Genomic DNA, 25,906 nt, shown 5'->3' with positions numbered 1-25,906 from the left:
GCTGCGGTCATACTTTTGCGGAGGGGCCGCCATGGACGCCATCATCGACTTTCTGAACACGATCTTCTGGGGATACGTTCTGATCTACGGGCTGTTGGCGGCGGGCCTGTATTTCACCGTCCGGCTGGGATTTCCGCAGATCGTGCATTTTGGCGAGATGTTCCGGACCGTGCTCGGATCGCGGGAAACCGATAAGGACGGGATCTCGCCGTTCCAGGCGCTGACCGTTTCGCTGGCCAGCCGGGTGGGTACTGGCAACCTCGCTGGTGTGGCGGTGGCGCTCTATCTCGGCGGGCCGGGGGCGATTTTCTGGATGTGGATGGTGGCCCTGGTGGGCATGGCAACGGCCTATTCGGAGTCGACTCTGGCGCAGCTTTACAAGACCCACGGTCCGGCCGGGCTGTACCGCGGCGGGCCGGCGTTCTATATCCGCAAGGGGCTCAAGATGCCCTGGCTGGGGGCGGTCTTTTCGGTCTGCCTGATCCTCTCTTTCGGGCTGGTGTTCAACGCCGTGCAGGCGAATTCGATTGCCGACGCGATGCAGGGCGCGTTCGGCGTGCCCAAGTTGACGGTCGGCCTGGTCGTGGCGGCAATCACCGGACTGGTGATCTTCGGCGGCGTCAAGCAGATCGCCAAGGTGGCCGAAATCCTGGTCCCGTTCATGGCCATCACTTATCTGCTGCTGGCGGTTTACGTGGTGCTCACCAACCTTGGCGCTGTACCCGGCGTACTCGGCCAGATCATCGGCTCGGCCTTCGGCCTCCAGGAAGCCGCCGGCGGCGTGACCGGTGGAGTGATGGCGGCGATGATGAACGGCGTCAAGCGCGGCCTGTTCTCGAACGAGGCCGGCATGGGATCGGCACCGAACATCGCCGCGATGGCAACGCCGGTGCCGCACCATCCGTCGAGCCAGGGCTTCGTGCAGGCCTTGGGAGTGTTCATCGACACCCTCCTGATCTGCTCCGCGACGGCGATCATGATCCTCCTCTCCGGGGTGCTCGAGCCGGGGTCGGGCGTCACCGGAACACAGCTGACGCAGAACGCGCTCGAGGTGCATATCGGCGCGGCCGGGCGCTATTTCATCGCCGTGGCGATCTTCTTCTTCGCCTTTACCTCGATCATCGGCAACTACTCTTATTCCGAGAATGCGCTGGTCTATCTCGGCGTTGGCAACCCGGCCGGGCTGCTGATCCTGCGCTGCGGCGTGTTGCTGATGGTCGTCTGGGGCGCCGTGCAGGCCGTGGCGACGGTGTTCAACACCGCCGATGCCGCCATGGGGCTGATGGCAACGATCAACCTGATCGCCATCCTGGCGCTGTCGGGGACGGTGGTCAAGCTGACCAGGGATTATTTCGAGCAGCGCAATGCCGGGCTTGAGCCGCGCTTCCATGCTCGTGACTATCCCGAGATCGCCGACGAGATTGACCACACGATCTGGACGCGCGATTGAGACGAATGGTGAACGGTGAATGGTGAATGCAGCGCCTCCTCGCAATGACGGCGTCGCGCTCCGGTCCGGCCGGCAGGGAGAGGGACAGCGCCACCGACACGCCACCGCGCAGGCCTCCCCAGGCTAGCACCGTCCATGTTTATGCTTCCGCCGCAGGGGTGTCAATCGCCATCCGCTTGCTGGTGCGATTCGGGACAGAACACGGTTTTGACCCTTATTTTTCAGTTTATGAACGCGATCCTGGTTCCGGATGACCGTGGCGCGCCCCCCATTTTCCGCTATTTTCCCTGACCATGGCGAACCACCGGAGGGGCGTCAGCGGGGGCGCGGCAAGCTGTCGGCATTCTTTACAGCTGCCATTTTCGGTTCCCTCAAGAAGCCTTGAAATTGCCTGCGAATCAGTGGCTTGAAATAGTTGGCATGAACATTGCTTTGCAGAAGGCGCTACACCACCCCCCCACCCCCCCCAACCAGGATAATCAACATGACATTAAGAAAAATCGCTGCTGCGGCTCTTCTCGCCGCTGGTGCGCTGACCGCCGTACCGGCTTCAGCCTACGTCCTCGGGCCTACGAGCCCCGGCAAGTGGGGTTCGCCAGTAGTTGGCACCGGTGCCACGGTCAGCTACAGCTTTATGGCTACCGGGACCAGTTGCGAACAGGAATTCGCTGGCTGCACGATCAGCGCCCTGGCCGACTTCATGCCCGTGGGCTACCTCGGCGCGATAACTTCGGCATTTGCCGCTTGGTCGTCGGTCGCCAACCTCACCTTCAACCTGGTTGTCGATGACGGCTTGCCGTTCAACGACGGGACTTCGGGCCAATTGCGCTTCGGTGGCCACACCTTCGACGGCCCGTTCGGAACCCTCGCCCACGGCTACTTCCCGCCGGTCAACGGAGCGGGCGCCGCTGGCGACATCCACTTCGACACCGGTGATCAGTGGAAGCTCGGTTTCGGCGGCGACCCGAGCGCCTTCGACATCTTCACTGTTGCCGCGCACGAAATCGGCCACGCGCTTGGCCTGGGTCACACCGACGTGCCGGATTCGCTGATGAATCCGTTCTATGGCGAGGCCTTCTCCGGTCCCCAGGCCGACGACATCGCCGGCATGCAGTACCTCTATGGTCCGGCGCAGGTGCAGGACGTTCCCGAGCCGGCAACGGCAGCACTTCTGGGCCTGGCCTGCGCGGCTCTGGGTGTGTTCGGCCGCCGCCGCCGCGCTGCGGCGCTGCCGGTCGCCTGAGCCTGCCTGAGCCTTTCTCTTCCTCCGGCGGCGCTGCTGCGACCGGAGGAAGTCTGGCATGGTGAATCGCCGTGATCTCGCATCGATCCTTGGCCTGGGTCCGCCCCATCCTCTGCTGCTTGTTGCTGCTCGTCGTCTGTCTTGACGCCGTCGCGATGTGGGCGCGCATGTCGGAATCCGAGTTGCTCGAGCGCTCGGACCTGGTGGTCAGCGGCACCTTGATCGGCCACAGCCCGGTGCGCACTGCCGGCGAGGACATGGTCCTGGCGGTAATCAGGATCGACACCGTGTACAAGGGAGCGGCCGGGCAATTGGTCGCTTTCCTGGTGCTGCCGGCGGCCGACCGGCCGCTCTCGAGTAGTGACCTCCACTATCGGGTCGGACAATCCGGGCTATGGTTCCTGCGCCAGCGCAGCGCCGCCGAGCGCGGCCTTTTCCTCGCCGACCACCCGCAGCGATTCACGCCGTCGGCATCAGCCTCGGCGCAGATCGAGTTCCTGCAGAAGCGGCTGCCCAAGTAGTCTGCTCTTCGCGTTGCCGGTCGCCGTCGTGGTGACTGCTGCATCGGCATCCGAATCCCCGCCCCCTTGCAGCCGTTCGTGGATGGACAGATTGCCCAAGGCCCCTACAGCAGCGTGAGCGAATAGAGCTGGATGCGCGAACTGATCCGCGCCGACGCCAAACGCAAAGCCGAAGAACAACACGAAGCGAAGCAATCCAGGGCAAGGCAAGGCGCTCGAGGGCGGCCATCGGCATGGCCTCCACTCCCGTTCCAGGGTATCTTTCGAGCCTTGCCTGAACTTCCCTGATCCGCGTTCCCGGAGCCCGATTTGACCTCGCCCGCCCTGACCCCTGGCCTGATGCGCGTGCACGGTAATCAACCCGAGATGCTGCGCGATGTGGTGCTTGAATGGATGAAGCGCTATCCGCTGGCGCCGCTGGAGAGAATGTTCCTTTCTTGCGGTATATATTGACAACTACAGATGTTATGGAACGCCCTTCCGGGATGAGTGAGCCTGCTGAAAGATTGCTTGATCGCGCGCGGTCGCGGGGCTTGATCCGCACATGCGATTTGCTGTCTCTCGGAATTGCGCGCGTATTACTCACTCGCGCTGTTCGTCGTGGTGATCTGGAGCGCGTCGGACGCGGGCTCTATGGGCTGCCAGGGCGGGAGATTTCGATGCAGGGGTCGCTGGCTGAGGTGGCACTGCGGGTGCCTAGAGGTGTCGTTTGCCTGCTCTCTGCCCTTCGTTTTCATGACCTGACGACGCAAGCCCCGTTCGAGGTGTGGCTGGCCATCGAGAACAAGTCCATCGCCCCCAAGCTCGACTACCCGCCGCTACGCATCGTACGTTTTTCGGGTGCAGCTTTTACCGAGGGTGTCGAGGAGCACATCGTGGATGGTGTGACTGTCCGGGTCACTGGCGTCGCCAAGACCGTCGCCGACTGTTTCAAGTTTCGTAACAAGATCGGTCTTGATGTCGCCCTCGAAGCGCTACGTGACGCTTGGCAAGGAAGACGGGTGACCAGCGATGAGATCTGGCGCTACGCGAAGATTTGCCGTGTGGCCAACGTGATGCGTCCGTACCTGGAGAGTTTGGGGTGAGGTCACGGAGGAATGGGAATCCTGGCGCCTCCGTTCGTGGCCACTTGCTCAACACGGCTCGGGCTGGAAATCAGGATTTCGGATTGCTGCTTGCAAAATGTGGGGCTTTCGTACCCCGACGATTGTCCATGCTCTATTTCGCTGGTCCGGCAGAAGAACAGTCTACAATGGCCTGAGGCTCAAACGTCACTAGGCCGATAGGCTGGGGCGTGTTCGATCTGCAGCTTGGAATTGGTCCTTTTGCACGATGAGGTGTTCAGATGACAGCGAGTGAGGCAAGGCTTTCGCCGACAAGTCGACGGATTTCCTCACCGACGGCATCCGACGCATGGATTTTCGTCTGTCTGTAGATGTACCACAACGCCATCGCCATGACTTCCGCCGTGGTACCGACCAAGCCTGGGGCGGTTTCGGATTCCTCCATCGTCGGTTTGGACGCGAACCATCAAGCACTGGACGGTGCCAAGGCCTACCCGCTGCACCTAGTTCCCAATCTTCCGCCCAAGGACAACTGGTAAGTGACCATCTACGACACCGAGACGCGCAGCCTACTCCTGACTGACCGGCAGTACGCAGGCATCAACAGCTGTGCCGCGGGTCTGCAAGAGGACGCGGATACTCCAGTTCTCAACTACTTCGCCCCGAAGGCGAGGCGCCTGAGGGGATGGAGGTTAGCTGGATCTAGAGCATTCCCTGCAAGATCTGGTTTATCGTCCCCCCTGCGTGCTCATCGGTCGCCGCGGGCATGGATCGACAAGACCTGGCGGCCGAGCGACATGGGCCTGTTGAGTAGTTGATGTACTCTATCGCAGGCGGTCGGGAAGCCCACTGGCGCCTGAATACACCATGAACTTCATTGAATCATCAGCGGTTCCGCTCGCGCGGCCAGAGGTACCCCTCCTGGATCAGGTTGCGGCGCGACTGCGCCGGCTTTTCGCTGGGACGGCGCGCGCCTACATACACCAGCAGCCGGATGGCTCATATCGCACAATACGCCGCCGGTTGACCACCAACGTCGTTAGACACATGTTGATCACCGGAGGCAGTGTCGGCGCATACCAAGTGTCCAACGGCCGTGTCAGCTGGATTTGTTTCGACTTCGACATCACAAAGCAGGCGCAGCAAGATGCCGGTGATGCCGGATGGGCGGGCATTTTTAACGATCAACTTCTCCCTCTTGTTGACCAGCTGCTTCAGCATCTGCGCTCACTCGCCATCCCTCACCTCGTAGAGTTCTCAGGCAATCGGGGAGTCCATGTCTGGGTTACTTTTGACCGCCCCATCCCACGGACCACGGCGCATCGGGTGTTGTCTGCGCTTGTTGACGGAGCAAGCCTTTCGCACGATCTTGGTGCCATTCACATTGATCGTTTCCCTCCGGACGCCGAAAGCATTTCCCGGTACGGCAAGGCCGTAAAACTCCCGCTCGCCCGGCACCAAAAGTCTCAGCATTTTGCGTACCTAATGACTGTCGTCGACCGCGCGCACCTCGGCATACCGATACTTCACAGTTGCCTGTCCGACGAATTGTTGCGTAGTCAGGCGGCGATCCTCGACCAGCACAGCTCGATCTCGGCCGCCGTCCTTCTCGCGAGCTTGAACCTACCGACAGAGGCTCCCGGTCCAGCGGAGACGCCTGCTGACCAATTCTTGCGCTGTCGGGTCACTTATCGTACAGATTTGCCGGACCTTTCCCAAGTGATCTCGGCCCTTAGACGGTGCGCAGTGGTTGACAGCCTGTTCGCCCGTATTACGGAGAGCCAGCTCGCAACGGAAGACGACCGAGTCACGGTCGCTGGCTTGCTCAATCGAATTGAGGGGCCGCATGGCGAGCACTATGGGCAAGAACTCCTCCTCGAGTACTTTGCTACTTTGCCTGGCTACAACGTCGACATCACGCGCGAAAAGCTTAGCCGTCTTCGGCTGCCGCCACCCACGTGCGCTCATTTGCAGCGACGGCACCCCGGCTTTCAATGTCAATGCGCCGGCACGCCTGTATTCCCCCCGTCCCCCATACTCCACCTCTCATCTTGTGACTGCTCCATTAAACCACTGCCTGTCTTCGCGCTACTGCCTTGGGAAGCAGACAACCTCAAGGCAGCGCAGGTGCGCTACAGCCTTGATAACGACGAGATCCCCGTCCATTCAACAATCAATGCTCTCGAGAATCTTACTTCAGCCGAATTGGCCAACTGGACTCGCATCGATGAGGCTCCGCCACGTTCCGATGTCCGTTTCCAGCAATTCAAGCGCAGTGAGGGCGCGGGGGCGACGAGGGTGCTCTTTGCGTTGTCTGCAAAGGACAAGATCTGGACGGCAGCCCATACGCTGTGCCTTAATCATCTCTACCACAGCGAGTTCTCAGACCGGACGTTCGGCTATCGCCTCCAGCCTGGTTGTGGCGGCCATAACCTCTTCCGGCCATGGTTCCGTCAATGGCAAGCATTTGTCGCCGAGATTGCAGATTATGTCGACGATCATGCCTACGACGACTACATCGTCGTGAAGCTCGATATCAAGGGCTATTACGATAGCGTTGACTTGCATCGCCTGCAGGCGGTCCTGATTGATGGCGCGACCGCGAACCTACGACGAAAGCTTGCGGCGCTCTCCGCAGATGAAGCATCCCTCCACCGTGCCGCCGTTCGACACCTCATCAATGCTGCCAGACAACTAGGCAGTGGGGACCGCGGCTTGCCCCAAGGCCCAGCATTTGCCCGCTACCTAGCTGAAGTGTTCCTCCTGGAACTCGATTCGCTAGCGGCCGAGTTCTTCGACAAGGGGTGCGTGCACTACTCGCGCTTCGTAGACGATATGGTCTTGATCTTCGAGCCAGAACCTATGGATGCGCCCGTTTCGGCCAAAGCACGGATCGATTCCTACCTCAGAACTCTGGCGCTCGACCTCAATTTGGCCAAAGGTTTTCTCGGGAAGGTCAGCGACTTCCGAGCGCCCTTCAAGGTCTATCGTCAAGAGGAAAAGTACACAATCGACCAAGCCTCCCGTCGCTATCGTTCGGCGCCGAGGGAGACGATCGAAACGGCCGCCAAGAGGCTGCTCGACCTCGTCGGAATAGACGGGACGACCACGCCGAAAATCGATGAACTGTCGTTCTTCTATAGCCACCTCACGGAAAACACGGCGATTGCAGCACTACAGCAGCGGCTTGAAGGGCTGCTCCTGACAACTTCCGTGGGACGAGGCTCGGTTTTTGCTCGCTTGTTCAACAAAATGATCGACCGGCTCATCACTGACGATTCAAAGGTTTTGCCAAACGAGCTTTCATCGCTCACAGGGCTTGGCAGGGAGGCGCTCCTCAACGCCATACTTGCCGCTGCCGTAACCAGACGCCTCACGGAGCATTCCGTAGAGCAACTACACCCTGTACTCGTGGCGTACACGTCCACTGGAAATAGTTCACTCGAACGGCAGCTGCTTCTCTCCATCATGATGGTCGACCCCCGAGTGGCGCAGGCATGCTTTCTCGAAGAGGCGACAAGGGAGGATAGCATCTCGGCCATCTCGGCCAGTTTACCCAAGAAGGTTCCCACCGCTTGGAATGATCGAATGCTCAACTATCTCGCAGATGTAGAATTCAGCGACCACGTACGCCTAGCGTACGAATTGATTTTCACCAGCGAATGTGGTGCGGACCTGGACGTCGCCATCTGCCGCCTCTTCATTAACCGCAATCTGAGCGCGATCGGCAGCAAGATCGCCGAGTACCGCCACGATATATTCCAGCGGGGGCCTGGGAGTGCCGAGACGTTCGAGTTACGAGAAATGCATCATCAATTAATCTGCTTCGCTCCCCTGGTTGGTGGTACTGCTCCGTGGAGGTGGGAACAACTCACTACTCTCTGGACAAACGCCATCGAATCTTGGCGCGCGCTCGACGAACGGCCGAGCTGGCACGCACTGTGGCTACGGAGAGCTAGCAAGCTGACGAGCCTTGGGAGCGTCAATAGCCTCATCCTCGGAGGGATTCGGCAAGATATGCTCGGCGGCCGCGCGGACCACGAGCGCATCTTCCGGAATTATTACGAGCTGCTTGTCATTTGCGTGATGAGGCAGCGTTCACAACTGCCAGAAGATTGGCAACCACAGCAAATCGACGATGCGCTGAAGCAGGCCGGCGATAGCTCTCAGTTTATAAAATGGATACTTTCAAACGGGGCGGACACGATCCTCTGGCCGAATACGGAGGAGTGCGTGGAAAACGTCGTCAGAAACGATCTAATGATTCTCAATCGTGGCCCCGAGCTTATGGTCCGGTTCCCCGAGGCTTGGCCTAAAGTGACCTTCGCCCACTTGCCAGCTCTTCGCATCGAGTCCGACGGGATCGGCAGTGACTATATTTGTGCTTTTTACAACATCGCGAGGGGCGATTTCGATGACTTGCACACTAAGATCCTTGATCCGTCAGAAGATTTAATCGAGTTCGCACGGCAGGCGTTAGAAGTGCGCAGCCGCGTGCGGACTTTTTCATCGGAGCATTTCCTGCACTGCGAGCGGTTCGTCAATGTATTTGGTGCCGAAACTCGACTCCAACGCGACACTTTGGCACCGCAAACACCTTTCTCAGGACTGGCCGACTTTTTCGTGTTCAACGGCACCGAGTCGGCACCGAATACTGCGGAATCCTTCGATGCGAACATCTGGCGGTGGGTCGCAGACTCTGGGCTAGGGTTGCTCAACCGAGAGCACGCGGTAGAGGTGATATCGAAGGACATGGAAACGTCGCTTGTCCCGTTCAAAAAGGTTAGCACCAGATTAGAAGCACTACGCGATCTGGTGTCGCGGGTTCCGCGAGGTGGCGTCGACCCAGGGCGCCCCGAACAGATGGAGCTGGTGAAGTGCGCCACGCTCTTTTCAGCTCTTGGAAATCCTGAGACCGCGGGCTTAGATGGTCGCCCCAGCCTCGCGCTTCGTTGCGATCGGTTTCTGGAAGTCTATCTCAGTCTGCGGGATCGCAGCAGATTCGAGGATCGCGTCCTATTCGATCCTCAAAGAAAACCGCGTTGCGCCACTCTGCGAGACCTATACATTTCAGTCGCCGAGAGTATCGAGAGGTTTGAATCGCAGGTCTCCAACACACAGAGTGACTTCCAAATCTCCCAAGAACTCCATGGCCGCTTGTACGCAGTGGAGGCTGCCGTCCGTACGCTCCCTTCTAACCTGAAGACGTACCCTGGGCTGACAGCCGCTGACTTCAAGAAGTGCACCATAGCGGTTGACGTCGATACGGGCACGTTGATGGTTGACGGACAGGATGTTCGAGAGCTTGGCGGCGAGGTGTGGGTAGCTCGAGTTAGTCGCGAAGAGCCTTTATTTGCCTGCGTGACTGATTTCGACTTTGCCGAACTGGGGAACGCAGAAGGAAGAACATTCTTAGGCAGGGCTTCCGGACTCGTCTTGATAGCCCTTGCCAGCAGACCGGTCCTCGCCGCGTGGCAGGCCGTAGAAAAACGCCACCAGCTGTGGGACAAGGGTACGCTAAGTGCCGAGTTGATCGCTACGGAAGACTCTTCTTGGATGGAAATTGAGCGTTCGTCATTCTTCGCTCGCGCACGGCAGGTCGTGATGGCAAACCTCGGGTTAAATGATTCGCGAGGTGCCACCAAAAAGTTGATTCGCTGGCTGCTGCTCTTCGATCCTCCCGATCGATTTCTTCTTCTCGAAGTAATTGCGGCTCATTATTGCGTGAAGGAGCAGAACGTCCAGTACCTCCTCGCTAAAGTCGATGAAATCTATCGTGACGGGGACGTGGTGTTTACCATTAAGGAACCCGCTGACTTAGGCGGTATTCACCGTATCCTCGCTAGGGCACCCGACTTAGTGAGAAGGCTTGAGGTGGCACGCCCAGTGCCGAAAATCGCCAATCTCGGTAAGCGGTCCGCGCAGGAGGGCGCCAAGCCACGGCTGATCGTTCTTCACGATGTAGGAATCAGCGGGAGCCAGATCGCAAGAGCCTTCAAATCCTACTACCTGGCAGACGACTTTGACGGAATGGATGAAGATTGGGCTGCTGAGAACCGGTACCATCTGGTGGCTGCGGATAGCTTTAAGGATTTCAGGACCGGTCTGTTACGCTTCGATGAAGTGTACTTTGTATTCGGGCTTTATACGGAAGAGGCTGAAGATAAGATCCGGACGGCACTAGCTAGCCACTATCAGCCGGAATCGCTGAAATTCGATGGTTCCGTGGTCTGTGACGGGAGCTACAAGCTGGGAGAAGCGTTTCGTCAACTGAACGCGACACGCCGTGAGGAGTTTGCCAGCTTGGTGTGTAACGAAGGCCTTCTAAAAACCATATTTGATATTTCACCGCAAGAGGAATCGGACCTTGCGAGAGAGCGTAAACATACTGAGCGAATCAACCTCATGGTTCGAGTTGAATCAGTCCCGAAGGGGGCGGCGAAATTGTTTACTCTCCGCCCGCGCGATGCTGCCGTCGAGCCTCTATTCAAGCGCATTGCGGAACATCCTCCTGCGCGGGGGAATCGCGAGTTCCGCAGGTGATTCGGGATAGAGGCGCCATAGCCAAACGCGTGATAACGCGGAAGGCAGGGGTGACCGATAGCAAACTGCCGAGTGCCCGCCACAGCTCGGCCGACAGGTGATCGCTGCCGAGATCGACGGATCAAGGATGGGAAATTCAACGGTGGCGCTCACTGTAGATGAGCGCCCATCAAGCGCTGTCAATGTCGAAGTTGGCCTCGGGGGCCCTGGAGAGTCATCCGAACCCGCCCCGCTCAGTGCCTCTAGTCATTCGCCTGGCCGGTCCGGTTGGGCGAATGACCACAGGCACGAGTCCTCTCCTAACAGGCAGTCGCAGTTCGTCGCTTGTCTTGCTTTGGCTTCAGGCTTTGCGCTTGTGCGCCTGCGCGCTGGCAGCACATTAACGGAAGTGGCCGGCCATAAGCAGAGCTCGTCGCTGGATTGCCGCGTTCCCTCCGCAGTGACGGTGGGGGCGCTGGTGCAGGTCAAGCGACCGTGGGAAGGTCAGCTCGGCATGGCCTCCACTCCCGTTCCAGGGTATCTTTCGAGCCTTGCCTGAACTTCCTTGATCCGCGTTCCCGGAGCCCGATTTGACCCTGCCCGCCCTGACCCCTGGCCTGATGCTCGTTCACGGCAATCAACCCGAGATGCTGCGTGATCTGGTGGTTGAATGGATGCGGCGCTATCCGCTGGCGCCGCTGGAGAACGAGATCATTCTCGTGCAGAGCAATGGCATCGCGCAGTGGCTGAAGCTGGCCCTGGCGGCCGACGCGAAGGACGGCGACGGGGAAGGCAATGAGGATGACGATGAGCCGGCCGAGCATGGCGGCTGCGGCATCGCCGCCGCGCTGGAAATATCTCTGCCGGCGCGTTTCCTGTGGCAGGTCTATCGCGCCGTGCTCGGGCGGCAGGCGGTGCCGGAGAATTCGCCGTTCGACAAGGGGCGGCTGCTGTGGCGGCTGATGCGTCTGCTGCCGCAGGTGATGGACGCACTCGAATACGCGCCGCTGCGGGGTTTTCTGGCCGCGGACAGCGATCGCCGCAAGCGTTTTCAGCTCGCCGAACGCCTGGCCGATCTCTTCGATCAGTATCAGGTGTACCGCGCCGACTGGCTGGCGGCCTGGGCGGCCGGAGACGATGTGTTGATCGACGCGCGTGGGCAGCAGACGCCGCTCGCCGACGAGCAGCGCTGGCAGGCAGCGCTGTGGCGGGCGCTGCTGGCCGACGTCGAGGCGCACCTAGACCGCGGCGCGGGCGGGCAGGGTGAGGGTCGGAACGAGCGCTCCAACGCCGGCCGGGCAGCCGTACATGAAGCTTTTCTCGCGCGCGCCGGAAACTGGCCGCCGGGCGAGGCGCCGGCGGGTCTGCCGCGCCGAGTGATGGTCTTCGGCATTTCCAGCCTGCCACGCCAATCGCTGGAAGTGCTGGCGGTGCTCGGGCGGTGGACGCAGGTGCTGATGTGCGTGCACAACCCCTGCGAGCACTACTGGGCCGACATCGTCGCCGACCGGGATCTGCTGCGTCGCGTACAGGCACGCCAGCAGCGGCGGCAGGGCGCGCCGATGGAAATCTCCGAGGAACTGCTGCACCTGCACGCGCAGCCGCTGCTTGCTGCCTGGGGGAAGCAGGGGCGGGATTTCATCGGCCTGCTCGACGAGCATGATGACGAGCAGGCGCGCGCGCGTGCGCGCTCGCAGTTCCTGGCCATCGAGCAGCGCATCGACCTGTTCAAGGCTTTTGGCGGCGAGACGCTGTTGCAGCAACTGCAGGACGACATTCTCGAGTTGCGCCCCGTGCACGAAACGATCGACCGCTGGCCGGCCGTCGATCCGGGGCGCGATGCGTCGATCCGCTTCCATGTCGCGCACAGTGCGCAGCGCGAGGTCGAGATCCTCCACGATCAGTTGCTCGCCGCCTGCAACGCCGACGCCAGCCTGCGCCCGCGCGACATCATCGTCATGGTCCCGGACATCGATACCTACGCGCCGCACATCCAGGCGGTGTTCGGTCTGCTCGAGGCCAGCGATCCGCGCTACCTGCCGTTCAGCGTCGCAGACCAGGGGCAGCGCCATTTCGACCCGCTGGTGAACGCGCTGGAAAAGCTGCTTGACCTGCCGCAGTCGCGGCTGGCGGTCAGCGATCTGCTCGACCTCCTCGACGTACCGGCCTTGCGCCAGCGTTTCGCCATTGCCGAAGACGATCTGCCGCAATTGCAGCGCTGGATTCACGGCGCCAATATTCGCTGGGGCCTGCACGCCGAGCAGCGCGCCAGTCTCGACCTGCCCAGGCAGGCGGATGCGGCGGCGGCGAATACCTGGCTGTTCGGCTTGCGGCGAATGCTGCTCGGCTACGCGGTCGGCGCCGATGCGGCGGCCTGGCAGGAGATCGAGCCTTACGACGAGATTGGCGGTATCGATGCGGTCTTGCTCGGCCCGCTGCTGCAATTGTTCGACGCGCTGGATGCGAGCTGGCGGGTGCTGCGCGAGCCGGCGACGGTGAGTGACTGGTGCCTGCGCCTGCGCCAGCTGATGGCGGATTTCTTCGCCACCGACGAGGGGGGTATTGTTGGCAACAGCGGTGGCAAAAGCGGCGATAGCGGCGACGCCTACACGCTGCTGCAACTCGACATGGCCCTGGAGCGCTGGCAGGAAGCCTGCGACGAGGCGGCGCTGGTTGAAACCCTGCCCCTGGCGGTGGTCGGTGAATACTGGTTGAGCCGGCTCGACGAGGGGAGCTTGTCGCAGCGCTTCTTCGGCGGTGTCGTCACTTTCGCCACGCTGATGCCGATGCGCGCCATCCCTTTCCGCCGCGTCTGCCTGCTCGGCATGAACGACGGCGACTACCCGCGCAGCCGCATTCCGATGGATTTCGATCTGATGGTGCACGACTACCGTCCGGGCGACCGTTCGCGGCGCGAGGACGATCGCTACCTGTTCCTGGAAGCGCTCTTGTCGGCGCGCGAAAGCCTGCACATTTCCTGGGTCGGCCGCAGCATCAACGACAACAGCGAGCGACCGCCGTCGGTGCTGGTCGGGCAGTTGCGCGATCATCTTGCCGCTGGCTGGAGGCTGGCCGCAGGGGCGGCAGAAGAGACCCTGCTCGATGCGCTGACCGTCGAGCATCGGCTGCAGCCTTTCAGCGCGGACTATTTCCCGCCGCAGCCAGAGGTTTCGACACTGTTCACCTATGCGCGGGAGTGGCGGCCGGATGCGGCTGCCGACGCGCGCGCCAGCGAGCGCTTGCCTGCGAGCGATGCTTTGCTTTCGCCGCTGCTGCGCGAGGAGCCGCTCAGCCTGCAGGATCTCGGCGACTTCCTGAAGCAACCGGTGCGCGCTTTTTTTCGCCAGCGCCTGAAAGTCTCTTTCGAGCGCGACGATCCGCTCAGCGAAGATCAGGAACCTTTCGATCTCGACGGCATCGGCCGTTGGCAGTTGCAGGACGAGTTGATCCGCGCGCAGGCGGCGGCGCTGGCGCAGGGCGAGGACCTGGTCGTCGCCCGCGAGGCGCGACTGGCAAGCATCCAGCGCCGCGGCGATTTGCCCGGAGGAGGCTTCGGCGAGGCCCTGGCCGACGATCTGCTGGCGCCGATGGACGAGCTCTTCACGCGTTATCGGGCGGCGCTGGCGCGCTGGCCGCTGGTGCTTGAAGGCGAGGAGGAAATTCGCTTCCAGGCGCGCGTCGAAGGGCAGGAGCTGGAACTCGCAGATTGGCTGGGCGGCATTCGTAGCGACGGCGCCGGGCAGCGCGGCCGGGTGGTGCTGGAGAGCAGCGTGCTGGTCGAGGACGGTCACTACCGGAGCGAGCGGCTGATCCGCCACTGGGTGCGGCACCTGGCGCTGCAGCTTGCCGGCGGGCCGCTGACGACGCTGGTCCTGAGCAAGGTCGGCGATGTCGAGTTGGCCGCTCTCGAAAGTGCCCAGGCCGCGGCGCATCTGAGCGTCCTGCTGGCGGCGTGGCACCGCGGCATGCGTGAGCCCTTGCCGCTGGCGGCACGCACTGCTTTCGATTTCCTCAAGGGCGGTGGCGATGCCGCCGGCAAGACCTACGAAGGCGCTTTCCGGCAAGCGGGCGAGGGCAAGACCGACGTTTATCTGCGGCGTGCCTATCGAGACTATGCGGCGCTGACTGCAAGCGGCGAGTTTTTTGTCCTCGCCGAGCTTCTCTTGCGGCCCCTGCTCGAGGCGATTCCCGCCAAGGCCAAAAGCGAGGCTGCGCATAGTGAACGGGCTGCCAAAGCCGACAAGACGGCGGGAGCAGCGGCATGAGTCAGACCGCGTGTACGGGCGCCGCCGCCACCGCCACAGCTCCTGGCAATGGCCAGGCCACGACCACCAACGCGGTCACAGCACTGGACACGCTGCGTTTTCCGCTGCGCGGCAGTCGCCTGATCGAGGCCAGTGCCGGCACCGGAAAGACCTTCACCATCGCCGCGCTCTATGTTCGCCTGGTGTTGGGCCATGGCGGCGAGAACGCCTTCGAACGGGCGCTGACGCCCGGCGAAATACTCGTCGTTACTTTCACCGAGGCGGCGACGCAGGAACTGCGCGACCGTATTCGCCATCGTCTGGCCGAAGCGGCCGCGTGTTTTCGTGTCGCGCCGGACAGCATCGGCAGCCCCTCCGCGGGCCAGGATCTGCTGCACGAGCTGCGTGCCGAGTATCCGCCGGAACAATGGCCAGCCTGCGCCCGCAAACTGCAACTGGCCGCCGAAGCGATGGATGAAGCGGCGGTGTCGACCATCCACAGCTGGTGTAATCGCATGCTGCGCGAACACGCTTTCGACAGCGACAGCCTGTTCACCCAGACCCTCGAGACCGACCAGCGCGAGTTGCTCGCCGAAGTCGTGCGTGACTATTGGCGCAGCTTCATGGTCGCTCTCGATGCCGAGGCGGTTGCCGAAGTTCGGCAATGGTGGTCTGGCCCGGAAGCGTTGCGGGCCAGTCTTCGCGGCCTAATCGACTACGCGGATTTGCTCGCCGAACCGCCGCTGACGCCCGCCGCTACCGTCGCGAAGGCCCTCGGCGAGAAGCGACAGCGCCTGGCCGAGCTCAAGGCGCCCTGGGGGCAATGGGTCGAGGACTTGCAGACGCTGCTCGACAAGGCGGTTGCCAGCAAGCAGGTGGATGGGCGCAAACTGCAGGCGCGCTACTACCAGCCGTGGCTGCAGACGCTGGGCGATTGGCGCGACGACCCGGCGATGGTACGGCCCGATCTGAAGAGCGGATGGAATCGCCTGACTCCGGCTGGCCTGGGCGAAGCCTGGAAGCTTGGCGAGGCGCCGCAACACCCGGCTCTCGAGGCCATCGCGGTGCTCGCTGCCGAGTTGTCAGCACTCCCCAGTGCGCGCGAAGAGCTGCTCTGCCATGCCGCGCGTTGGGTGGCCAAACGTTTTGCGGTCGAGCAGGCGCGGCGCGCGCAGATGGGCTTCAACGACCTCCTGACCCGCCTCGACGCCGCTTTGCACGGGGCCAATGCTGCGCGCCTCGCGGAGATCATTCGTCGCCAGTTCCCGGCCGCGCTGATCGACGAGTTCCAGGACACCGACCCGGTGCAGTACCGAATTTTCGACGCCGTCTATCGTGTCGCGCAGAACGCCCCGGACACCGTGCTGGTCCTGATCGGCGATCCCAAGCAGGCGATCTATGCCTTCCGCGGCGCCGACATCCACACCTATCTGGCCGCCCGACGCGCCTGTGCCGACCGGCTGCACACGCTGCAGAAGAACTACCGCTCGACCGAGGCCCTGCTGGCCGCGACCAATCACTGCTTTGCGGTCGCTGAAGCCGGCGCGGCAGGAAGCGGGGCTTTCCTCTTCCGCCGCGACGACGACAATCCGGTGCCCTTCGTCGCCGCCGCGGCCAAGGGCCGCCAGGATGAATGGCAGCTGGCCGGCCAGCCGCTGCCGGCGCTGATCGCCTGGTGCTTGCCGGCGAAGGCGGACGGCAAGCCCTTGAGCAAGACCGACTATCTCGAGCAAATGGCGGCCGCCTGCGCCAGCGAGATGGTGACCCTGCTCAATCTCGGCCAGGCCGGGCGGGCCGGTTTTGTCAGCGAACTGGGGGCGCAATGGCTGCGCCCGGCGGACATGGCGGTGTTGGTCAACAACCGCAGCGAAGCCGATGCCATGCGTGGCGCGCTGGCGCAGCGTGGCGTGCGCAGCGTCTATCTGTCGGACAAGGATTCGGTTTTCGAAAGCGCCGAAGCGGTCGAGTTGCTGCACTGGCTCGCCGCCTGCGCCGAGCCCGACGATGTGCGTCTCTTACGTGCCGCGCTGGCCACGGCGACGCTCGACCTGAGCTGGCAGGAACTCGATTGCCTGAACCATGACGAGCTCGCCTGGGAGGCGCGCGTCCTGCAGTTTCGCGCCTACCGCGACTGCTGGCGCCGCCAGGGCGTGCTGCCGATGCTGCGCCGGCTGCTCAACGATTTCCATCTGCCGGCGCGGCTGCTGGGCCAGGGCAGGGCGAGCGAGGCCAATAAGGCCATCAACGCCAACAACGGCGAGCGCATCCTGACCAATGTGCTGCATCTCGCCGAATTGCTGCAACAGGCGAGCACGTTGCTCGACGGCGAGCACGCGCTGATCCGCTATCTGGCCGAGCAACAGCAGGACGCCGCGAGCACTGGCGGCGATGCCCGGCAGCTGCGCCTGGAAAGTGATGCCGACCTGGTGCAGGTGGTGACTGTGCACAAGTCCAAGGGACTGGAGTATCCGCTCGTTTTCCTGCCCTTTGCCAGCAACTATCGGCTCACCAAAGGCAGCGATCTGCCGCTGAAATGGCACGACGAAGACGGCGGCCTGCGTCTCTCGCTGGCCGCTGCTGCGGGCGTCGTCGAGCGCGCGGACGGCGAGCGCCTGGGCGAAGATCTGCGCAAGCTCTATGTGGCGCTGACGCGCGCCCGTTACGCGACCTGGGTCGGAGTCGCGCCTTTGCAGGATCTGGAGCGCAGCGCCCTGGCCTATCTGCTTGGCGGCGGGCAGGCGATCGCCGCTGGCGCCTTGCCGCAGGCGCTGCAGGACTGGGGCGATGGCTGTCCGGATATCCTCGTCGAACCGGCGCCGGAAGCCGGCAAGCAACGCTTCGAGCTGCGCGGGGTGACACCGACTGTGGGCGCGGCAAGACCATCGCGGCGCGTTGCTGGTGAGCACTGGTGGATCGCCAGTTATTCGGCGCTGAAAAGCGAGGGCGAGAGCGGCGCTGCGCCAGCCGCGCCCGCTCCTGCGCCCGCGGCCGAGACAGCCAGCGAAGCGGTTTTCCAGGAGGCCATGGTGGCACAGCTGGCACAGCTGGCACAGGTGGCACAGCCGCCTCTGGTGGCTCTGGCGACGCAGGCGGGCATGCCGGAATCCGGGCTGTCGCCGCTGCCTGGTGCCGGGACGGCGCTTCCTGCGCTGGCGGTAGCCAGCGGCCTCGGCTCGCTGCACGGCTTCCCGCGCGGCGCCGAGGCGGGCACTTTTCTGCACGATCTGCTTGAAGCAGTGGCCAGGCAGGGCTTCGCTACTGGCGCCGGCGATCAGGCGCTGCAGCGCGACATGATCGCGCGCCGCTGCCAGGCCCGCGGCTGGGTGCACTGGATCGAGCCGCTGACGGCCTGGTTACAGTACTTCCTGAACACGCCGATGAAGTTGAGCGCCATGCCTGGCGCGCCGGAAACGTCGATCCGCCTGTCCGAACTGAAGGCGGCCATGGCCGAGATGGAGTTCTGGCTGGCGGTGCACAGCGTTCCCACCACCCGCATCGACGCCCTGGTCTGCGCGCACACGCTCGCTGGCGCGGCACGCCCGGCATTGCTGCCGGCGCAGTTGAACGGCATGCTCAAGGGCTTCATGGACCTCGTTTTCGAACATCAGGGCCGCTATTTCGTTGCCGACTACAAGTCGAACTGGCTGGGGCCCGACGATGCCGCCTACACGCCGGTGGCGATGCGCGCCGCGATTCTGCACGCGCGCTACGAGTTGCAGTACGTCCTCTACCTGCTCGCCCTGCATCGCCTGCTCAAGTCGCGCCTGCCCGATTACGACTACGACCGCCACGTCGGCGGGGCGGTCTACATCTTCCTGCGCGGGGTGTACGCGCCCAGTCAGGGGCTGCACGTCGAGCGACCGCCGCGGGCATTGATCGAAGCGCTCGATGCCTTGTTTGCGCGTCGCGGCGCGAGGACAAGAATGGCCGGAGAGCGGCCATGAATGCACGCAGCTTCGACGCCCGCGAGCCAATGCAGGCGCTGTTGGCGAGCTGGGCAGCGCGGCAATGGCTGCGCCCGCTCGATACCGCCTTTGCCGATTTCCTGTGGCGTGAAGTTCCCGACGCGCCGCCGTTCCTGATCCTCGCCGCTGCCCTGGCCAGCCACCAGCTTGGGCGTGGCCATGCCTGCCTCGATCTCGAAGCGACGCTGCAAGCGCCGGCATTCGCCTTGTCGCTGCCACCCGAAGGGGAAAGCGCAGGAAGCAGCCCGGGCGACACACTCGAGCCGCCACCGCTGCCTCGCGAAGTCTTCGCCGGATTGAGCCTCAGCCAGTGGCAGCAAGCGCTTGCACAGCCGCTGCTGGTCGGTGCCGGCGCCGGCAATACGCCGCTGCTGCGTGTCGGCGGGCGCCTCTATCTGCGCCGCTACTGGCAATACGAGCAGGACGTGCGCGGCGCGCTCGAGCGTCGCCTGGCGATGGCAAGCAGTCTGCAGGCAGCGCTGCCGATTGCCGCGCTGCGCCAGACGCTCGACCTGCTCTTCGCGCCGGCTGCGGGTGTGGCTGCAGCTGCGACTGTCGCTGCGGGTGGCGCTACTGACTGGCAGAAGATCGCCTGCGCGCTCGCCGCGCGCAGTGGCTTCAGCATCATCACCGGTGGCCCGGGTACCGGAAAGACCACGACTGTGGTCAGCTTGCTGGCGCTGCTGCAGGCGGTGGCGCTGAAACCGGCACCGGGCACGCCATCACCCGAGAAGCCGCCGCGACCCTTGCGCATCCGCCTGGCGGCGCCGACCGGCAAGGCTGCCGCCCGCCTCAACGAGTCGATCGCCAACGCCGTTGCCCGCCTGCCGCTGGCCGCGCTGGCGCACGGAGAAGCGGTGCGCGCGGCGATCCCGGTGAGCGTGAGCACCCTGCATCGCCTGCTCGGCAGCCGGCCCGATAGCCGCCGCTTTCGCCACCATGCCGGCAATCCGCTGGCGCTCGACGTGCTGGTGATCGACGAAGCGTCGATGGTCGATCTGGAAATGATGGCCGCCGTACTCGCCGCCCTGCCACCTTCGGCGCGCTTGATCCTGCTCGGCGACAAGGACCAACTGGCCTCGGTCGAGGCCGGGGCGGTGCTCGGCGAGCTGTGCCAGCGTGCGTGCGACGGCCACTACACGCCGGCCACTTGCGACTGGCTGGAGCAGGCATCCGGCGAACAGGTCGGCCCGGAGCTGGTCGATGCCGCGGGCAGTGCCCTTAATCAGGCGGTGGTGATGCTGCGCCACAGCCACCGCTTTTCTGCGCGCAGCGGAATCGGACAACTGGCCGAGGCAGTCAATGCCGGCAATACCGCCAGGGTCGGCCGGCTCTGGCAGCAGGCCCATGCCGATCTCGCCCTGTTGTCGCTTGGCGGCGACGATGACGACGAGGCTGGCTTCGGCGCCTTGATCGTCGATGGCGGCCTGGCGAGTGCAGCAACAACAAACGCCGTCGACGCTGGCTGCGCCCCCTCCGTCGTGGCCTCGCCGCCGCAGCGCAATGGCTATCGCCACTACCTCGAGACCCTGCGCGGGCAGCAGCCCGCGTCGTCCGCCAGCCAGGAAGCCTTCGACGACTGGGCGCGCGCAGTGTTGCGCGCACACGGCCGCTTCCAGGTGCTGTGCGCGCTGCGGCGCGGACCATGGGGCGTCGCCGGGCTCAACCAGCGCATCGCGCGCGTATTGCGTGCGGCCGGCCTGATTCCAGCCAGCGACGGCTGGTACCCTGGTCGCCCGGTGCTGATCACGCGTAACGACTACGGCCTGGGACTGATGAACGGCGACATCGGCATCACCCTGGCGCTGCCCGGCGCGAGCGATGATGAGTGGATTCTGCGCGTCGCCTTTCCTGCCGGAGATGTCAGCCAGAGCATCAAATGGGTCCTGCCGAGCCGACTGCAGGCCGTGGAAACAGCGTACGCGCTCACCGTTCACAAGGCGCAGGGCTCGGAATTCACCCACGCCGCGCTGCTCCTGCCCGCAACGCTGAGTCCGATCCTGACCCGCGAGTTGCTGTACACCGGCATCACTCGCGCGCGCGCTTTCCTCACCGTGGCCATGCCGGGAACAGTGCGGCTGCTGGAAGAAGCGGCGCAAAGACAGGTGCTGCGTGCGAGCGGCTTGTTGGCGGAGTGACGGTGGGCCTTGTTGAGCAGTGCCAGACTTCCGATTTACAAGGGGCGAAGGATGCCTTTAAACAAACCTTTTAGCTGCACGTTACCATGGTCAACCAAATGGTTGTCATCGTAATACAGCGATTCGCCGTCTTTTGAGCCCATGCATTGACCGTTTGGACAGAGGTAGGGTATCGGATCAATAATCTGTGCCTTACACTTTTCGGCCGCGGCATCAATGGCAAGATTGGCGACCTTGGTGCGTTTTTCATGGTGTTCGAGAGGGCTGGATATATCTGAAGTGCCTTGAAACAGTCTAGCTTTCAGGCTTAGGCCCTTGTATATGCTAAAAGGCATTTCCGGAATGGGTCTGACGATGTAGACCGGATGGTTTTCAGATATTTCACAAACTGTGTTGACGTACTCTCTTGAGAACTCGCTTTCCAAGGACTGTCCATCTTCATTGGTTTTTCCATTGAAGTAGACACGAAAGCGATTCCCCTGCTGGGGTCCAAATAGATTCCTGAACGACTAAATAGAATGACTGGTACTCCAGGGTATTGATTTTTCAATATATCCAGTTTTTCCTTGATGAAGCCGTGGCATTTCTTTTCCTGCTTTTTATCGTCCATTGCAAAGTTTCTCAGGGTTGGGCAGCCGGCAAGAGCCCAGCCTAATGCGGCATTCCGGTTTTCCAGCTGGACGGCAGCTGCCGTAGACTGTGCGTGACTATCGCCGAACAGAATGACAGAGATCTCGCCATAATCGAGCTTGCAATCGGCTGCGCCAAAATCGTTCGGATAACAGTCTTGCGTATAGAGTGTGCTGGTGTATTCGGGCTGACCCTCCTCAAGGGAAGCAAACCGGATGCCGGGGTGATCCTTGGCTACTGCTGCAGTAATGGCAGCTGCTGATACGGTAGCGGCAGTCAGAGCAGCGTACCGCAAGACAACTTTTGTGGTCTCGCGAGGTTTCTTCCTGCGCTTCTCCACGAGGTGGAAAGAAAGTGCTCCCAAGGCGAAAGCGAGAAGAATTGAGGGGGCTACGTATGCCCAATTTTCGAGGAGCCCACAGAAGTAAGGAGGACAACGATCGGCCAGTGCCAGAGGTATGTAGAATATGAAGTTTTGCCAACGAACTGAAGGAAGCTGTTGCGGCTGAAAACGGAGTTGGTGTTTCCGTAGATAAAAAGGAGAGTACCAAGAACGGGCAAGGTTGCCAGATAACCCGGCCAATGGTTTTTTCTCGGAAAAAAAAGACAAGCTGGCCATGATCACTGCCATACCCAAAAACTCGAGTGCATATCCTGCGCGTTTTGTTGGTCTCAGGGGGAAGAGGTATGCCAGGCCGCCGGCAATCAACTCCCATGCGCGTGTGGGAAGCATATAGAAGCAAAACACCGAATGTGTCTTTGTGAAATATATCGAGGCCGCCAGCGAGGCTATCGCCAGCAGCACCAGCGTGCCTCTGACCCTTTGTTCTCCGAATGCTCTGAATATAGCCATCAGCAGGACGGGGTAAAGGATGTAGAATGCCATTCCAGCGAAAGGGACCATGTGTGCAGCAGCCAATTCTCATGCACGGGGGAGTCGAAGTAGCTCCCTTCGCCAGCGAACAAGAAGTTGGAACTGAACAACATGCTGCTTTTTACAGTTCTCAGCAGGCTTCGGTAATCTTGAATGGGCAAGTAGATGAATCCGAAGATCATCAGTGCCATGCACAAAACGAACAGCGCCGGGATGATTCTGTTTGCTCTGGACGCATAAAAACCGAGCAGTGAAAAGCGGTTTTCCTGTAAGCCGCTGAAGATGATGCCAGTCATCAGAAACCCGGAGATAACGAAGAATATATCTACTCCCGTAAATCCGCCCTGGAAACCATCAATCTTGAAGTGGAACAAGACTACCGCCAGCACCGCAACCGCCCGCAGAGCATTGATATTATTTCGGAATTGCATTTTTTGGCTGTTCTCTAATCAGATCGGGGAGTGAAACCGGGGACGACTGAAACCGGGGACGGATCACGGTTTCCTGCTCACAACTCACGGACCCAGTTCTCGACCTGAAGCCCCTGCACGCGCTCGAACTCGCGACTGTTGGTGCTGACCAGGATCAGGGCGTCGGCCGCGGCATGGGCAGCGATCCACAGGTCGTTGTTGCCGAGGGACGTCCCTGCCGCGGTCAGGGCGGCACGTATGCGTCCATATTGACGGCCCGCCGATTCGGGCAGGTCCAGGACCGGTATCAGCTCGACCAGTCGCGCCAAATTTCCAATGGCCTGCGCACGTGCCTGACTGCGCTCGGCCCCGAACACCAACTCGCCCAGGGTCACGACCGACATGGCCACCGAGCCGGGTGTCAGGTTCCGCAAGCGTTGGGCGACTTCCGGGGGCCGGGCTTTAGCCGTGTAAATACAGATGTCCGTATGCAGCAGATAACGGGCGGTCATGCCAGGGGCTCCCGATCCTGCGGCGGCGCGTCGTCGCGGCCCTCGGCGAAGAAGTCGTCCGGCATGCTGGCCAGCAGATCGAAAGCCTCGACAGGTTCTGACGTGCTTGCGCAGGATGACCTCGTCGCCGCGGCGGAGGATCTCCAACCTCGTCCACATCGAACATGGAAAGATTCGGAAGCCGGTACGGCAGGGGAGTGCCAGCTTGAAGATCTGCGGGGCGGAGATAGACATGGCCACTAACTTCTCTAGTTGTACATCCGCTAGCTAGTCTTTCGGTGCGATGAGTGCAACGCTCTGCTAGGGCTCGGTAAGGTGCGGACGGCGACGTGCGGTGGAAACACGCCGCTCAACTGCAGTAGGCCGGGGCGCCGAAGCGAGCGCGGAAGGTCGGCGCGCGTGCAGACGAGAATGTCACCACGCGAGCAAGCGCCAGGAATCGGGTACAAACTGTTCCACGGTCCAACCAAGCACCTGATCGCGCGTAAGATACCTCCGTGCCCATTCGCCTTAGCCACGCAGCGCTTTTCGAGGGACCGGCAGCCATGGTTTTGTCGCTTGCCCGTCGTGCAACCGGCGACTTCCGGCCCATGCGCCGTGCGTCGTCTTGCCTCCATGCTGCTACTCGCGCTGCTGTTGGCGGCGCCGGCTGCGGCGCCCGACAGGCCGTGTTGGGCGTATCGCTTGGTTGTCGGGCTCTGTCACCTGCAGTCGTGACGGACAGTGGCAGAATCGGACAATGCCTGCATCAACCTGGCCGATTAAAGTGGAGAATATTCTGTCGACCGCGCCGAGGCACGCAGCGAAGTCCAGCTGGGCGACCTCGGTGCGTTGATTCGGCAGACTGGAGTTTGTAAGGTCGATGATCAGCGCGTTCGCTGGGAGTGCACTGCTAACCGGTCGCGTGATCCTTCGCCTCCGAATCCCGGAGCGGGACGTGAATTACGAACTCACCTTAGTCGCGATGCAGCTTTCAGCCTTTGCGGAGGCTGGGCCAGCTACCGTTTTGATGCCGAGCCTGCCTCCACAGTGGCCACCGTTCATGGCGGCAGCTGGCGATTCGCAGGCGGCGACGGCGCGATCGACCTGCGAGACGGCCAGCGTACCCAACTATGGAAACGATGGCGGCATCCGCTACAGGTGTCAGGCCTGTGAGGACGCGTTGTCCTGGTCGGAGTGCCGGGCGCGAGAAGGGGATGCCCAGTGCAGCGTACGGTCGCTACGTGTCTCCTGGAAATGACTGAGCTGCCGACCCTTGACGCCAAGGGCGCTGGCACGAAAGCCCCGAGTACCGGTGCGGTCTGGTTCGCAGGCGGTTGCCGCCGATTGGGAGCATTATCGGAAACGGTTGAAGATGGGGGTCGCCCCCCTGGGGCTGGACCTGGGGTCGGTGACGAGAAATGGGTTTGGCCATTCCACTTACGGGCAGCGGGGGGATCCACAGAGGGGCCTGGGGGTGGGTGCCCGGCAAGCGTGTGGCGCGAACGGTGTACGCACCGGAGCTGGGCGCTGGGTCGGCTCGACCGGGCGCCAGTGTCTCGGTACCAGCGTCGGCGCGCGAACCAGCAGTCGGTGGTTTCCCTCGCGCACGCGAAAGTCTAGATGACGCCCTAACGGTCCAGCGCATAGACATGTCCGTGCGGTCACGTCACCCTATGGATCACCAGATCAAACAACAAACGACGATCCCAACAATCCGCAGGCGGCGGTCGAGCGCATGCCTACGCGCGATCGGCAAACTGCCGCGCGCTGGGACCATGGGCGGCCGATTGTCGTGACCAGCAGGCGGCCGAGCGATCGAGCCGCGAGGCTCGCGCGCGGAGCCGCAAGGCACTTGGCGCTCGGTTCGGTTGCAGGTGCAGGCGACGGGTTGCAGTACCGCCGGTAGACGCCGGGCGGGGGAGGCGAAGGGCGTCGACCGATGGGCAGCAGGATGGACGTGAGGCGGGGCGCTTGCGGAAAGGGGGAGCCAGTCAAGGGCGGCCTTCCCGACAGGCACAGGCCACAAGCCGCGACACAGCGCAGCCACAGCCGCGAGACACAGCCACAGCCGCAAGCACACCGCAGCCAGCAGCGCCGGCGGCCAGGCGAACGACGTGGCGGATCGGTTCAGCCGCAGCCCGCCCGGCAACGGCACCTGCAGCCGAGCAGTCTGCATGTGCTCCACACGGCAGCGGGAGCGCTGCCGGCTTCCGGCTCGCCTTTTCCGGGTTTTCAGCTGCTGCCGGGCAGCGGCCAGCAGACAGGGTGCAGCCTGTGGGAGATGGTGCGTTCCGCTCCCCCTAGGAGCCCTGGAGGGCGTGGGAGCGCCGCGGCTGACCCATGGCGGGTTG

The 25,906-nt window shown here is 62.5% G+C and carries 15 protein-coding genes and 1 pseudogene; 9 read left to right on the top strand and 7 right to left on the bottom strand.

The genetic code is table 11. The annotated features are described in order from the left end of the window. Positions 1 to 31: 31 nt before the first annotated feature. On the top strand, positions 32 to 1,450 hold the full coding sequence (locus QZ648_RS23660) for an alanine/glycine:cation symporter family protein (protein ID WP_169065979.1): 1,419 nt from the start codon (positions 32 to 34) through the stop codon (positions 1,448 to 1,450). 40 nt (positions 1,451 to 1,490) lie between these two features. Here the strand turns inward: QZ648_RS23660 and QZ648_RS23655 are convergent. Further along, positions 1,491 to 1,580: pseudogene (locus QZ648_RS23655) on the bottom strand (hypothetical protein); the annotation flags it as partial. Positions 1,581 to 1,934: 354 nt separating this feature from the next. On the opposite strand from QZ648_RS23655, the gene QZ648_RS23650 reads away from it, so the two are divergent. The 4 genes from QZ648_RS23650 (at position 1,935) to QZ648_RS23635 (ending at position 4,299) form a co-directional block, all read left to right on the top strand. Next, positions 1,935 to 2,693, top strand: a complete 759-nt coding sequence (locus tag QZ648_RS23650; RefSeq protein ID WP_169065978.1) for a matrixin family metalloprotease — start codon at positions 1,935 to 1,937, stop codon at positions 2,691 to 2,693. Between the two features lie 71 nt (positions 2,694 to 2,764). Beyond that, positions 2,765 to 3,214 carry a hypothetical protein gene (locus QZ648_RS23645; RefSeq protein WP_291998457.1) on the top strand — a complete coding sequence of 150 codons (450 nt, stop codon included), beginning with the start codon at positions 2,765 to 2,767 and terminating at the stop codon, positions 3,212 to 3,214. A gap of 309 nt (positions 3,215 to 3,523) precedes the next feature. Further along, a complete protein-coding gene (locus QZ648_RS23640; RefSeq protein ID WP_291998456.1) occupies positions 3,524 to 3,667 on the top strand; it encodes a hypothetical protein in 144 nt (47 codons plus the stop codon). Between the two features lie 32 nt (positions 3,668 to 3,699). Then, positions 3,700 to 4,299, top strand: a complete 600-nt coding sequence (locus QZ648_RS23635; RefSeq protein ID WP_291998455.1) for an AbiEi antitoxin N-terminal domain-containing protein — start codon at positions 3,700 to 3,702, stop codon at positions 4,297 to 4,299. A 256-nt stretch (positions 4,300 to 4,555) separates the two neighbouring features. On the opposite strand, the gene QZ648_RS23630 is transcribed toward QZ648_RS23635, so the two are convergent. After that, positions 4,556 to 4,723, bottom strand: a complete 168-nt coding sequence (locus tag QZ648_RS23630; protein WP_291998454.1) for a hypothetical protein — start codon at positions 4,721 to 4,723, stop codon at positions 4,556 to 4,558. Between the two features lie 422 nt (positions 4,724 to 5,145). Here QZ648_RS23630 and QZ648_RS23625 point away from each other — a divergent pair, with 422 nt between their 5' ends. The 4 genes from QZ648_RS23625 to recD all read left to right on the top strand — a co-directional run bounded on the left by QZ648_RS23625 (position 5,146) and on the right by recD (position 21,147). Beyond that, positions 5,146 to 10,821, top strand: coding sequence for a reverse transcriptase domain-containing protein (locus tag QZ648_RS23625; protein WP_291998453.1), 5,676 nt, complete (start codon positions 5,146 to 5,148; stop codon positions 10,819 to 10,821). A 599-nt stretch (positions 10,822 to 11,420) separates the two neighbouring features. Continuing rightward, positions 11,421 to 15,065, top strand: a complete 3,645-nt coding sequence (gene recC, locus QZ648_RS23620; protein ID WP_291998514.1) for an exodeoxyribonuclease V subunit gamma — start codon at positions 11,421 to 11,423, stop codon at positions 15,063 to 15,065. Beyond that, positions 15,062 to 18,988 carry an exodeoxyribonuclease V subunit beta gene (recB, locus tag QZ648_RS23615; RefSeq protein WP_291995811.1) on the top strand — a complete coding sequence of 1,309 codons (3,927 nt, stop codon included), beginning with the start codon at positions 15,062 to 15,064 and terminating at the stop codon, positions 18,986 to 18,988. Before recC ends, recB begins: the two co-directional genes overlap by 4 nt. Continuing rightward, positions 18,985 to 21,147: an exodeoxyribonuclease V subunit alpha gene (gene recD, locus QZ648_RS23610; protein ID WP_291995812.1), complete on the top strand. Its 2,163-nt coding sequence runs from the start codon at positions 18,985 to 18,987 to the stop codon at positions 21,145 to 21,147. The genes recB and recD overlap by 4 nt, the downstream gene beginning before the upstream one ends. Before the next feature lie 35 nt (positions 21,148 to 21,182). Here the strand turns inward: recD and QZ648_RS23605 are convergent, their stop codons facing one another. The 5 genes from QZ648_RS23605 to QZ648_RS23590 all read right to left on the bottom strand — a co-directional run bounded on the left by QZ648_RS23605 (position 21,183) and on the right by QZ648_RS23590 (position 23,573). Beyond that, positions 21,183 to 21,572 (bottom strand): SGNH hydrolase domain-containing protein, encoded by a 390-nt coding sequence (locus QZ648_RS23605; protein WP_291998452.1) that lies wholly within the window; start codon positions 21,570 to 21,572, stop codon positions 21,183 to 21,185. Further along, entirely contained in the window at positions 21,455 to 22,117 is a 663-nt protein-coding gene (locus QZ648_RS25215) for an SGNH hydrolase domain-containing protein (RefSeq protein ID WP_366144238.1), read from the bottom strand. The genes QZ648_RS23605 and QZ648_RS25215 overlap by 118 nt, the downstream gene beginning before the upstream one ends. A gap of 50 nt (positions 22,118 to 22,167) precedes the next feature. Continuing rightward, positions 22,168 to 22,338, bottom strand: a complete 171-nt coding sequence (locus tag QZ648_RS25210) for a hypothetical protein (protein WP_366144235.1) — start codon at positions 22,336 to 22,338, stop codon at positions 22,168 to 22,170. A 291-nt stretch (positions 22,339 to 22,629) separates the two neighbouring features. Then, the gene (locus QZ648_RS23595; RefSeq protein WP_291998450.1) at positions 22,630 to 23,082 is read right to left on the bottom strand and encodes an acyltransferase; all 453 of its coding nucleotides are present in this window, start codon (positions 23,080 to 23,082) and stop codon (positions 22,630 to 22,632) included. Between the two features lie 77 nt (positions 23,083 to 23,159). After that, complete coding sequence (locus tag QZ648_RS23590) at positions 23,160 to 23,573, bottom strand: type II toxin-antitoxin system VapC family toxin (RefSeq protein WP_169065974.1); 414 nt, start codon at positions 23,571 to 23,573, stop codon at positions 23,160 to 23,162. Between the last annotated feature and the right edge of the window lie 2,333 nt (positions 23,574 to 25,906).

This window comes from Candidatus Accumulibacter sp. ACC012 (genome assembly GCF_907163155.1).
In the GTDB taxonomy this organism is placed as follows: Bacteria; Pseudomonadota; Gammaproteobacteria; order Burkholderiales; family Rhodocyclaceae; genus Accumulibacter; species Accumulibacter delftensis.
Note: the sequence above shows the minus strand (reverse complement) of the source record. Positions and strands in the feature narration are given on the sequence as shown.

Coding starts and splice junctions, on each gene's coding strand:
- QZ648_RS23660 (WP_169065979.1), top strand. CDS start 32: ATGGACGCCATCATCGACTTTCTGAACACGATCTTCTGGGGATACGTT.
- QZ648_RS23650 (WP_169065978.1), top strand. CDS start 1,935: ATGACATTAAGAAAAATCGCTGCTGCGGCTCTTCTCGCCGCTGGTGCG.
- QZ648_RS23635 (WP_291998455.1), top strand. CDS start 3,700: ATGAGTGAGCCTGCTGAAAGATTGCTTGATCGCGCGCGGTCGCGGGGC.
- QZ648_RS23630 (WP_291998454.1), bottom strand. CDS start 4,723: ATGGAGGAATCCGAAACCGCCCCAGGCTTGGTCGGTACCACGGCGGAA.
- QZ648_RS23625 (WP_291998453.1), top strand. CDS start 5,146: ATGAACTTCATTGAATCATCAGCGGTTCCGCTCGCGCGGCCAGAGGTA.
- recC (WP_291998514.1), top strand. CDS start 11,421: ATGCTCGTTCACGGCAATCAACCCGAGATGCTGCGTGATCTGGTGGTT.
- recB (WP_291995811.1), top strand. CDS start 15,062: ATGAGTCAGACCGCGTGTACGGGCGCCGCCGCCACCGCCACAGCTCCT.
- recD (WP_291995812.1), top strand. CDS start 18,985: ATGAATGCACGCAGCTTCGACGCCCGCGAGCCAATGCAGGCGCTGTTG.
- QZ648_RS23595 (WP_291998450.1), bottom strand. CDS start 23,082: ATGCAATTCCGAAATAATATCAATGCTCTGCGGGCGGTTGCGGTGCTG.
- QZ648_RS23590 (WP_169065974.1), bottom strand. CDS start 23,573: ATGACCGCCCGTTATCTGCTGCATACGGACATCTGTATTTACACGGCT.